Raw genomic sequence first — 12251 nt, forward strand, 5'->3', positions numbered from 1 at the left:
ATACAAATTAGCAGCTATTTTACTGCTTTTATTCATCATTTTGGTGTTGATATTTTCTATTCCTGCTATTCAAACGAGTTTAGGTAAATATGCGACAAAGCGCATAAATGAAGACTTTGGTACCAATATTAATATTGATAAAGTTGGTTTGCAATTTAATGGAGACATTGAATTTAAAAATATTTATGTTGAAGATTACAAGAAAGATACACTTATTAATATAGCCGAATTAAATACGTCAATCTTAAGTTTTCGGAATCTTTATCAAGGAAAATTAGTATTTGGAGATATTGATATAATGGACTTGGTATTTAATATCAAAACCTATGAAGGGACAAAGGATACTAATTTAGATGTATTTGTTGCTAAACTAGAAGGTGATAACCCGACAAAAGGAGATGGTTCATTTTTATTATCATCAAGTGATGTATCTATTTACGATGGTCATTTTAGGCTGATAGATGAAAATAGAGAGAATGCGAAGGTTGTTGATTTTGAAGATCTTAACATTAACGCAACTAACTTTTTAATTAAAGGTAGTGATGTTAGTACTAGAATAAACACACTAGGACTAAAAGCTAGCAGAGGCATAGTTTTGAAGAACATGATGACGAATTTTAAGTATACTTTACAAGATATGACGTTTGATAATCTTCAAATTAATACCCCAAATTCTGTTTTAAAAGGAGATTTAAAATTTTCTTACAAGCGAGAGGATCTTCAATATTTTACCGATAAAGTTTTAATTTCTGGAAGTTTTAAAAATTCTAATGTCTTGTTAGATGAACTTAATACCATTTATAATGAATTTGGAGTAGGACAAAAAGCGAAGTTCGATGTGGATTTATCTGGGACATTAAATGATTTACAAACATCTAATTTAAGATTAAATACAAGTAGAAAGACCAAGATTTATGGTGATATTAATTTTAAAAACTTGTTTAATAAAGAACCTGATAACTTTTTAATGGATGGTAAGTTTCAGAATTTGTCATCAACCTATAAAGATTTAAAATCGTTATTGCCTAATGTTTTGGGAGCCGCCATACCGTCTTCATTTGATCGATTGGGTGAATTTAAAATAGTAGGAACTTCAAAAGTCACTTCATCTACTGTTAATGCAGATATAGAGATTGATACAGAATTGGGTTTTGTAAATTCTAATCTTGAGATTACGGAAATAAAAAATATCGACGATGCAAATTATAGTGGCAAAATAATATTAGAAGATTTCGATTTAGGCACCTTAATTGAAGACCCAAATGTTAGCTATGTTTCTTTAGATTTAGATGTTAAAGGAAAGGGTTTTGTTGCAGAAACTATAAATACAGAAGTGCAAGGAGATGTATTTAGTGCAAACTTTAATAAGTATAATTATAAAGCTACTAAGGTAGCTGGAACTATTAGAAATAGAATTTTTGATGGTAATCTTACTATCAATGATAAGAATTTGATTATGAATTTTAGTGGTCTTGTCGATTTCTCTGAAGATGTAAGGAAATATGATTTTCAGTCCAAAGTTGATTATGCAAACTTGAATGCGCTTAATTTTATAAAAAAAGACAGTATTTCTCTTTTTGATAGTTCTTTAAAAATGAATGTTAATGGAAGTAGTTTTGATGATGCGGTTGGAAAAATTAGTTTAACCAAAACTACTTATAAAAATGAGCATAATACTTATTTTTTCAGAGAATTTAATATCAATTCCCAATTCAACAATAGTATAAGATATATAGATGTGAGTTCTCCAGATATTATTGAAGGCTCTATGAATGGTAGGTTTTCATTTAAAGACCTTAAAAAGTTATTCGAAAATTCACTTGGAAACATTTATGCTAATTATATTCCACATAAGGTAGAAGATAACCAGCGTGTCGATTTTAATTTTAAAATATATAATAAAATTTTAGAAGTGTTTCTTCCAGAAATAGAAGTTGGAACTAATACGTATTTGCGCGGGAGTGTGGAAAGTGATGAAAAAGAATTTAGACTTACCTTCAAATCACCTAAAATAAAACTTAAAAATAATTTTGTAGAAAATGTTGAAATTCAGGTAGATAACAGTAATCCATTATTTAATACTTACGTCGAGATTGATAGTGTAAAAACGGATTATTACGATGTTTCAAAATTCAGCTTAATTAATGCTACTATTAATGACACGTTGTTTATGCGATCAGAATTTAAAGGAGGTAAGCGCAATAAAGATATTTACAATTTAAGTTTTTATCATACCATTAATGAAGACAATGAGTCTGTTATAGGCTTTAAAAAATCTGATGTTATTATTAAGGATTATAATTGGTCTATTAATGAAATTGATGACAAGTTTAATAAAATCGCATTCAATAAAGATTTGTCAAAATTCAATATTAATAAGTTAAGGATTAATCATAATGATGAAGAAATCAAGCTGTCTGGTTTTATAAAGGATTCTACCCAAAAAGATTTAAAGCTTAATTTTAAAGATATAGACTTGTCAAAAATAACGCCAGATATTGATAGTTTGGCATTAGCAGGTAATGTGAATGGAAATCTAGACATTCTTCAAAAAAATGGCAGTTACTTACCAAACTCAACTATAGTAATAGATAATTTTAAAGTGAATAACTTTCCTTTAGGTTCTTTTGACGCAACAATTACGGGTAATGAAAATTTAACTAATTATAATGTAGATGTTTCTATTAAGGATGATGATTCAAAATCTTTTAGTGCTAGTGGAGATATTAGTGTTAGAAACAGGCGGTCAAATATTGATGTAGATCTTAATTTTAATAATTTTAATTTAATCCCGCTAAACCCATTATTGGAAGATGTTTTATCAGATATTCGCGGTATGGTGTCGGGAAAAGCCAGAGTGCATGGCGATTTAAAAAAGCCCGATATAGATGGCGAACTAAAATTAAACGATTCTGGATTTAGAATCCCTTATCTCAACGTTGATTATAAATTTAACGATAATGCTATTGTTGGTTTAAAAGATCAAAGTTTTGTTTTTAAAGATTTGCAAATTACCGATACAAGACATAATTCAGATGGAGAATTGAATGGTTCGCTTAGCCATATTAATTTATCGAAATGGCGCTTAGATTTAAATATTGAAACACCTCGGCTTTTAGTGCTTGATACCGAGGAGCAAGAAGAATCTCTTTATTTTGGCACTGGTTTTATAGGTGGTACAGCTAGTATAAAAGGTCCTACAGAGCAATTGGTTATCAGTGTGGTTGGAGAAACAAAGGCTGGGACTGTATTTAAAATTCCTTTGAATGATACCGAATCTTTTGGAGATAATTCATTTATACATTTTGTCACTAAAAAAGAAAAGCAAGCACGTATTGATGGTGAAGAAATAGCTTTTAACGAAATAAAAGGTCTTGAATTAGATTTTGATTTAGATGTAACTGAAGATGCAGATTTAGAAATTATCATAGATAAAAACACAGGTCATGCCTTAAAAGGAAATGGTCGTGGTGGACTTTTAGTTGAGATAAACACCAATGGCAAGTTCAATATGTGGGGAGATTTTTCAGTATTCGAAGGTGTTTATAATTTTGCTTATGGAGGGTTAATACAAAAAGAGTTTGTGGTGCAACCAGGAGGTACAATCTCTTGGGAAGGAGACCCGTTGAAGGCACAATTAAATATGCTAGCTATTTATAAGACTCAGGCAAACCCATCACCTTTGCTTGATAACCCCATAAACAGAAGTATTCCCGTAGAATTAAATATTAGTTTGATTGGAGACCTAGAACAGCCTGATCCTGACTTTAATTTTGAATTTCCCAATGTGAATTCAACCATAAAATCTGAGCTTCAATACAGATTGGAGTCGCAAGATGACAGACAAAATCAAGCATTGTATTTACTTTCAACAGGCTCTTTTTCGAAAGGTCTAAACGAATTAAATTTCTCTGGTACTATAGCTGAAAGACTTAACGGTATTATTAATGGTATTTTTTCTAGTGGAGATAGTAAATTTAATTTAGGACTAAATTATGAAGCTGGCCAAAACAGACCAGATTATAGAACAAATGATCGTTTTGGAGTAACTTTACAAACTCAAATTAGTGACCGCGTACTTATAAATGGTAAGGTTGGAGTACCGGTTGGTGGTGCAGATGCTACCGACACGGTTATTGCTGGTGATGTTGAAATTGATTTTCTTTTAAATGAAGAAGGTACTTTAACAGCAAAGGTTTTTAACAGGGAAAACAGTATTCGTAATTTTGGTGAAGAAATCGGGTATACTCAAGGTATAGGTATTGCCTATAATCTCGATTTCGATACATTTAAAGAATTAATTCAAGGTCTTTTTAAGAATTCAAAGAAGAAGAATAAAACTTCAGAAAAAGAAATCTTAGAAAAAAAAGAACAACCTCTTCCAGATTTTATAACTATAAAATCATCTTCAGACAACTAAAAAATGGAGATTTAAATGTTATTTCCTTTTAAATATAATTACAACTATAGTTTTTTTATTAACTAAAACGTTATAGTGTCAACAGACCCATTAAATTACTGTAAATGCTATAGATATGTGCTTTTTGTTTAGTAATTTTACCTTTCAAATTAGAAAATTTTATGCCAAAAACGATAAAAAAAATAGGAGTATTTACTTCTGGAGGTGATTCTCCAGGAATGAATGCTGCGGTTCGTTCGGTTGTTAGAACTTGTGCATATCATGATATAGCGTGTGTTGGTATTTATAGAGGTTATGAAGGCCTAATGGAAGGCGACTTCGTTGAAATGGATGCCAGAAGTGTAAAAGGAATCATAAACAAAGGGGGAACTATATTAAAATCTGCGCGTTCTAAAGAGTTTAGAACTAAAGAAGGCAGACAAAAAGCGTTTGATCATTTAGTTGCTGCGGGAATTGGAGGTCTTGTTGCTATAGGAGGTGATGGAACTTTTACAGGTGCTATGATATTTAATCAAGAATTCGATTTTCCAGTTATGGGAATACCTGGAACTATTGATAATGATATTTTTGGAACCTCTCACACTTTAGGATTTGATACAGCACAAAATACAGTTGTAGAAGCAATTGATAAAATACGAGATACAGCAAGTTCGCATAACAGGTTATTCTTCATTGAAGTTATGGGGCGCGATGTTGGTCATATCGCCTTAAATGTTGGAATTGCTGGTGGTGCTGAAGAAATTCTTATACCTGAAGAAGATTTAGGGCTAGATAGACTGGTCGATTCTTTAAATAAAAGCAGAAAATCTGGAAAGTCTTCAAGCATTGTTATTGTAGCTGAAGGTGATAAAATAGGAAAAAACATCTTCGAATTAAAAGAATACGTTGATGAAAACATGGAAGGCTACGATGTTCGTGTATCTGTTTTAGGACATATGCAACGAGGTGGTGCACCATCATGTTTCGATCGTGTTTTAGCCAGTAGAATGGGAGTTAAAGCTGTAGAGTCTTTATTAGAAGATAAATCTAACTTCATGGTTGGATTAATTAGTAATAAAATGGAATTAACACCTTTAGAGAATGCTATTAAAGGAAAATCAAAAATAAATTTAGAATTATTGCGTGTCTCAGATATTATGAGCACTTAACATTTATAACTAAGATTATGTCAAAATTAAAAATTGGAATTAATGGATTTGGTAGAATTGGTAGAATTGCTTTCAGAGTAGCTGCAGGAAGACCAGATATAGAAGTAGTAGGAATTAACGATTTACTAGATGTAGACCATTTAGCATATTTATTAAAGTTTGATTCTGTTCACGGACAGTTTGATGGAACTATTGATACTAAAGATGGAAACTTAATAGTAAACGGAAACACAATAAGAGTTACTGCAGAACGCAACCCAGAAGATCTAAAATGGGATGCAGTTGGAGCAGAGGTGGTTTTAGATTGTACAGGCATCTTTACCAACCTAGAAGGTGCTGGTAAGCATATTAAAGCAGGGGCTAAAAAGGTTGCCATTTCTGCGCCGTCTGCTGATGCACCTATGTTTGTTATGGGCGTAAACCACAAACAAATTACTGCGAGTGATACAATTGTATCAAACGCTTCTTGTACAACTAACTGTTTAGCGCCATTAGCCAAAGTAATTAACGATAAATTCGGAATTGCTGAAGGTTTAATGACTACAGTTCATGCTGCTACAGCAACGCAATCTACTGTTGATGGTGTTTCTAAAAAAGATTATAGATTAGGTCGTGCTTCTTTAAACAATATTGTACCCGCTTCAACTGGTGCAGCTAAAGCTGTTGGAAAAGTAATTCCTGAATTAAACGGAAAATTAACTGGTATGGCTTTTAGAATTCCTACGGTTGATGTATCAGTTGTAGATTTAACTTGTCGTTTAGAAAAAAGCGCATCTTGGGACGAGGTAAAATCTGCTTTAAAAGAAGCTTCTGAAGGTGAATTAGATGGTGTTTTAGGATATACGGAAGAAGGAGTTGTTTCTCAGGATTTCGTGTCTGAGCCTAAAACAAGTACTTTTGATGCTAACGCGAGTATGGCGTTAAATGATAATTTTGTAAAATTAGTATCTTGGTACGATAATGAGTTTGGTTATTCAACTAAATTAGTTGATTTAGCGCAACACATCGGATCGATTTAAATTAAATAATTTTGTAATAATAACTCCACAGAGTTATTGTGTAAAGTGCACAGTATTCTGTGGAGTTTTTTTATCTTTATACTTATGATTTTAATTGTTGATAGTGGTTCTACTAAGTCAGATTGGATTGCAGTAGACAAAAATGGAAACCAATTACTGGAAAAAATGCGAACAAAGGGTCTTAATCCTGCAATTTTATCAGAAAAGAAATTACGAAAAATAATTAAAAAGAATGAAGATCTAAAAGCAAATAGAGCTATCGTTACACATGTGTTCTTTTATGGAGCAGGATGTGGAACAGAAAAGCCTGTAGCACTTTTAACAGAAGTTTTACAAGATATATTTTTAAATGCTCATGTAGAAGTTAAGGAAGATACTATGGCTGCTGTTTATTCTACTATTAATCATGATAAAGAAGCTGCAGTTGTTTGCATTATGGGTACGGGTTCTAATTGTAGTTATTATGATGGTGAAGTATTACATCAACGCGTCGTATCTCTTGGCTATACCCTAATGGATGACGCATCTGGAAATTATTATGGTAAGCAACTTATAAGAGATTACTATTTTAATCACATGCCAGAAAATGTTAAAATAGCATTTGGAAGTAAATTTAATATGGAAGCAGATTACATTAAATATAATTTGTATAAGCAGCCCAACCCGAATGCGTATTTGGCAAATTTTGCCGAGTTTATGTTTTTACATAAAGATTCAGAATATACCATAAACCTTATAAAAAATGGGATTCGTCTATTTGCTAAAAATATGATTTTTCAATATAAAGAAGAATTAAAAACAGTCCCTGTGCATTTTGCTGGATCCATTGCTTATTTCTCTCAAGATGAAATTAAATCTGTGGCTCAAGAAATGGATTTTACTGTTGGTAATTTTGAGCGAAGACCAATAGATGGATTGGTTGGTTATCATACCAAAAATCTTTAGATATAATTAGTTAATTGTAAGTTTTGTCTAAACATAGTAGAGCGTTTTATATTTCGAATAAAGAAAATAAAATTCAACTTATAGAACGCATTGTTTCAGGTATAATTCTTGAAGATTTAGAAGGTTTATCTCATGCACTTTTTTCAGATTTAGCTTCAAATAAGTTTATTGAGGAAGAAACGCGTCATGGTCAATACCATATAATTACCCAAACTAAAAATAGCTTAAAAAATTCATCTCAAGGAGAGCGCAAAAAGGCACTTTTAAATCATATAATTACCCAAAACCCAGAGTATATAATCGTTGATAATGTTTTTGATAGTTTAGATACACAAGCTCAAAAGGATATAACGAATACACTTATACAATTGAGTCATCAAATACCTATTGTCCAGATAGTTAATAGACAACGAGATATTTTACCCTTTATAACTAGCATTTATAAATTCCTTGAAGAAAAACTAATTTCTATAAACTCAATAAGTGAATTAAAGGAAAAAGAATCAAAGAATTTTGTAGAAGCCTTACCTCAAGATTATATTCTTAAAAAAGAAGTATTTAAGCCGTTAGTGAAGTTTAATAATGTTTGTGTAAGTTATAATGAACGACCAATTGTCAATGATATTTGTTGGGAGGTTAATCCTGGTGAATTTTGGCAATTAATTGGACCTAATGGCTCAGGTAAAAGCACCCTCTTAACACTTATTTCTGGTGATAATCCAAAAGCATACTTACAAGATATAACCTTATTCGGAATGAAAAAGGGAAGTGGAGAAAGTGTTTGGGATATAAAAAAACATATCGGATTCTATTCTTCCGAAGTAACACGTAGTTTTAGAAGATCTGATACTATTGAAAACATGATTATTTCTGGATTTTTAGATTCCATTGGGCTGTACAAAACACCGTCTGACAGACAAATAATAATAGCACATCAATGGTTAAAACTTTTGAATATTTTTGACATAAAAGATAAGAGTTTCCAGTTTTTATCTGAAGGTCATAAACGATTGGTTTTAATAGCTAGAGCTATGGTGAAACAACCTCCGTTATTGATTTTAGACGAACCAACAAATGGATTAGACGATTTAGATGCTAAAATATTCACTGAATTAGTAAATAAAATTGCACTTGAAAGTAGCGCCACCATATTATACGTTTCCCATAGAGCCGAAAAGAATATAAAAACGGATTATATTTATGAGTTACAACCTAATAAAAATGGCTCAACTGGAGTGGCTTATAAAAATTAGCTAAACTTTAATAGCTTAAATAAAACGAATAAATATTTCCTTGCCCGCGTTTACAGCCTAAATAGAAATTTTCGGGAATACCATCATAGAAATCAACTTTAGTAATAGCATTATCACATTCCGCGCACTCAGAAGGTTTAAAAATTAGCTTATTGCTAACAATTTCGTTGGGTAATTGACATTTTGTATTCAAGTAGTAATTACCTAATAGGTTGTTGTCCTTATCGTAAACTAATATTAAGTTCGTTACTTTTCTTGTATAACCCCAAACCCAGCTCGAGGTCATTATTTTGAAACGCTCATCATTACTAGTAACAATTTCTCCTAGGTAGTTTAAATGCGTTTCAGATCCATTTTCTTTCTTCCATTCTCCGAAGATAAAGTTCTGTTCTGCCATGTCGTAATTTAACACTTGAAGCCTAAGATGTTCGTCTGTGGATTGACTTAATACTGGAGCGCAAAAGCCTATGCTAATTAATATTATTAATAGTGATTTCATAGGGATTATGAATTAATTAAAGGGGAGTGAAAATAGTAAAAATAAATTAATTCAAGTTTTAAAATCGTAAACTACTGTTAATCAAATTGTAATATAAAGCAATATGAATTTTTTGTTTACCTGTATTTAGATTTTATGTTAAGAATAGTATATTAAAAAAGACTCCTAAATACAATTTAGGAGTTTTTTTTAATTATCTAATAGAGTATGAATTTATAATTTTTTTAAGCTGTAGTTTTAGGTCTTCTCCGGTGTCATAAACCATTTGTTCATTACTCGGAAAAGGTGCTCTTCTATTGTTTAAAAACTGCCTGTCTTCTTTTATTAAAGCACGTTTATCACCTCTAGTTTTAACAAAAATATTTTCAAAAATAAAATTACTATCTATTGGAAATGAATCAAGCACTTGGTTAGATTGTAAATCAACATAAACAACGTCACCTATAACCTGAGATGTTTTAACCTGAGTTACCTCTCTAATAAGGCATCTTACATTTACAATTTTATCTAGCTTAATATCATTACCTAGAGTATCTTTTAATACATTTCCGTTTCTATCTTTTTTATATTTCCAACCATCAACGATCTCGCGCTCTCTTAATATTTCACGTTCTTTAATTCTTTCAGGAGAAATATTTATCTGCTTTAAATTAAGTTGCATGGCATAGTCATACTTTAATTCAGAAATTCTATTAGCATGATACGTACTCCAAAATTTATTGAGACCATATGTGTCGAAATTCAGTAATTCGTCTTCCAATCTAGTTGGAATTATTTGCTGTGTATCATTATTTATTGAAACAATAACATAGTCCATACCACGTTGATGCGCTTCTTCTAATAACTCTCTTGTGTTTTCGTAATTAGGATTAATATTGTCTAAATAGCGTAATTCATTATAGGCTTCTCTTATTGATGATTTGTTATCAGATTCTAATAATGCCAATCCTTTTTCATAGGTATAGTCTGAAACCTTTTCTCTCGAAACAGCTATTTCACTACTATAATCATTAAAATTAAGAATAACTTCTTTTCCATTGATTGCTAATGGTTGCAAAGGTTTGATAGCTTCTTGCCTAGAATCTAGATTAAGATATAACTGAAATATCTCACGATACAACTCTGGGTTGTTATCTTTTTTAAGATGTTCTATGCTACTTAAATCGCGTTCGGTAGCTTTTATATAAGCATCTCTAAGCATGAGTACATAATCTTGTTTGCGTTTTGCATTTTTATTAGTACTAAGCTTTTTAATGGCCGTCGTGATAGCTTGATCGTAATTACCATAGCTCACGGCTTTTTCAACCTGCTTTCTTGTATTACAAGCAATAACAGTAGAAACAATAATAATTAATAGTAGAAATTTTTTCATCGGTTGTAAATTTGGGTTATTTCACTATGTTTTCAAACATGGTGCCAAAATAATCAAATAGCAGATAAAATACTAATAAATCCGATGAAATGAAAAATATTATTTATTTTAGTAAGTAAAAACTTATTTTTTAGTAAAAACTGGTAGTAATTTAGTCGCAACTTTACCAAAACCAATGCGTGTTCCGTCTTTTTCGCAATAACCTCTCATAATAACTGTATCGTGGTCGTTTATAAATTTACGTTCTGTGCCATCTTTCATTTTAATTGGTTTTTCACCACGCCATGTAAGTTCTAGCATTGATCCGTAAGAATCTGGAGTAGAACCAGAAATAGTACCACTTCCCATCATATCACCAGAATTGATTGGACAACCATTAACTGTATGATGGGTTAGTTGTTGTGCCATATTCCAATACATGTACTTGAAGTTTGATTTACTTACTATTGACTCTTTGGCGCCTTTTGGTTGAATAGCAACCTCAAGATTAATATCGAAACTCTTTTTTCCTTTATATTTTAAATAGTCTAATTGAGGTTTTAATGGTTTCGGGCCTTCAACTCTAAAAGGTTCAAGAGCGTCAAGCGTTACTATCCAAGGTGATATGCTGGAAGCAAAGTTTTTAGCTAAAAATGGACCTAATGGGACATATTCCCATTTTTGGATATCTCTAGCACTCCAATCGTTAAAAACGACTAGTCCAAAAATATACTCTTCCGCTTCTTCAATAGGAATAGGTTCTCCCAAATCATTACCATCAGTAGTTATAAACGCCATTTCTAATTCAAAATCAACTAATCTACTCGGGCCAAAAACAGGCTCGCTTGCACCATTTGGCAGCGTTTGCCCCTGCGGCCTATGCACGGGTATACCAGAAGGGATTATAGAAGAACTTCTACCATGATAACCAACAGGTATGTGCAACCAGTTTGGCAATAAAGCATTATCTGGGTCTCTAAACATGGTTCCTACGTTAGTCGCGTGCTCGATACTTGAATAAAAATCGGTATAGTCTCCAATTTGAACAGGTAATTTCATTTCAATTTCATCCAATCGAAACAGCACAATCTCCTTATGTTGTTTATTATTTTTTAAACCATCATTTTCGGCATCAAATATTTCAGCAATACGGTTTCTTACTAAACGCCATGTTTTTCTGCCATCGGCTATAAAGTCATTTAGTGTATCTTGAAGGAAAATATCATCTGTTAATGGGATGCCTTCAAAATAGCCTAATTGATGGAGTGCACCCAAATCTATTGCAGTATCCCCAATTCGTGTTCCTATGGTAATAATATCATCACGTGTAAGAAATACTCCAAAAGGGATATTCTGAATTGGAAAATCTGAATTTTTATCGACGTGTAACCACGAGATTCTATCTGGATTGTTAGCTGATAATGGCATAGCCTGAATTGATTTTATGATTATTAAATTCTAACCAAACGTACACATTTTTTTTATTTTATTTGAAATAAATAGTCAAAATTTAACTTAAATGCAACCGTTAATAAAATGGTTTAAAACTTAAAGGTAAATAATTATATTTTGATGAATTTGACTAATCTATTTGCTATTTTTGCCGAATATTTAAC

At 31.5% G+C, this 12251-nt stretch carries 8 protein-coding genes; 5 read left to right on the forward strand and 3 right to left on the reverse strand.

The genetic code is table 11. From position 1 onward, the window contains the following. Window positions 1–43 precede the first annotated feature (43 nt). The 5 genes from AC2D6V_RS12010 to AC2D6V_RS12030 all read left to right on the forward strand — a co-directional run bounded on the left by AC2D6V_RS12010 (window position 44) and on the right by AC2D6V_RS12030 (window position 8785). Window positions 44–4420: a translocation/assembly module TamB domain-containing protein gene (locus tag AC2D6V_RS12010; protein ID WP_484648440.1), complete on the forward strand. Its 4377-nt coding sequence runs from the start codon at window positions 44–46 to the stop codon at window positions 4418–4420. 161 nt (window positions 4421–4581) lie between these two features. After that, on the forward strand, window positions 4582–5568 hold the full coding sequence (gene pfkA / locus AC2D6V_RS12015) for a 6-phosphofructokinase (RefSeq protein WP_484648441.1): 987 nt from the start codon (window positions 4582–4584) through the stop codon (window positions 5566–5568). 17 nt (window positions 5569–5585) lie between these two features. Further along, window positions 5586–6587: a type I glyceraldehyde-3-phosphate dehydrogenase gene (gene gap, locus AC2D6V_RS12020; RefSeq protein ID WP_484648442.1), complete on the forward strand. Its 1002-nt coding sequence runs from the start codon at window positions 5586–5588 to the stop codon at window positions 6585–6587. An 84-nt stretch (window positions 6588–6671) separates the two neighbouring features. After that, window positions 6672–7532 carry an N-acetylglucosamine kinase gene (locus tag AC2D6V_RS12025; RefSeq protein ID WP_484648443.1) on the forward strand — a complete coding sequence of 287 codons (861 nt, stop codon included), beginning with the start codon at window positions 6672–6674 and terminating at the stop codon, window positions 7530–7532. A gap of 23 nt (window positions 7533–7555) precedes the next feature. Next, window positions 7556–8785 carry an ABC transporter ATP-binding protein gene (locus AC2D6V_RS12030; RefSeq protein WP_484648444.1) on the forward strand — a complete coding sequence of 410 codons (1230 nt, stop codon included), beginning with the start codon at window positions 7556–7558 and terminating at the stop codon, window positions 8783–8785. Window positions 8786–8792: 7 nt separating this feature from the next. On the opposite strand, the gene AC2D6V_RS12035 is transcribed toward AC2D6V_RS12030, so the two are convergent. The 3 genes from AC2D6V_RS12035 to fahA all read right to left on the reverse strand — a co-directional run bounded on the left by AC2D6V_RS12035 (window position 8793) and on the right by fahA (window position 12063). Then, entirely contained in the window at window positions 8793–9284 is a 492-nt protein-coding gene (locus AC2D6V_RS12035) for a hypothetical protein (RefSeq protein WP_484648445.1), read from the reverse strand. A 193-nt stretch (window positions 9285–9477) separates the two neighbouring features. Beyond that, a complete protein-coding gene (locus tag AC2D6V_RS12040) occupies window positions 9478–10656 on the reverse strand; it encodes a hypothetical protein (RefSeq protein ID WP_484648446.1) in 1179 nt (392 codons plus the stop codon). A 123-nt stretch (window positions 10657–10779) separates the two neighbouring features. Then, window positions 10780–12063 (reverse strand): fumarylacetoacetase, encoded by a 1284-nt coding sequence (gene fahA, locus AC2D6V_RS12045; protein ID WP_484648447.1) that lies wholly within the window; start codon window positions 12061–12063, stop codon window positions 10780–10782. Between the last annotated feature and the right edge of the window lie 188 nt (window positions 12064–12251).

This window comes from Algibacter sp. YIN40 (assembly GCF_057219435.1).

What these genes read in the sequence shown, in the direction of transcription:
- pfkA (WP_484648441.1), top strand. Translation starts at nt 4,582, where the DNA reads ATGCCAAAAACGATAAAAAAAATAGGAGTATTTACTTCTGGAGGTGAT.
- gap (WP_484648442.1), top strand. Translation starts at nt 5,586, where the DNA reads ATGTCAAAATTAAAAATTGGAATTAATGGATTTGGTAGAATTGGTAGA.
- AC2D6V_RS12025 (WP_484648443.1), top strand. Translation starts at nt 6,672, where the DNA reads ATGATTTTAATTGTTGATAGTGGTTCTACTAAGTCAGATTGGATTGCA.
- AC2D6V_RS12035 (WP_484648445.1), bottom strand. Translation starts at nt 9,284, where the DNA reads ATGAAATCACTATTAATAATATTAATTAGCATAGGCTTTTGCGCTCCA.
- AC2D6V_RS12040 (WP_484648446.1), bottom strand. Translation starts at nt 10,656, where the DNA reads ATGAAAAAATTTCTACTATTAATTATTATTGTTTCTACTGTTATTGCT.
- fahA (WP_484648447.1), bottom strand. Translation starts at nt 12,063, where the DNA reads ATGCCATTATCAGCTAACAATCCAGATAGAATCTCGTGGTTACACGTC.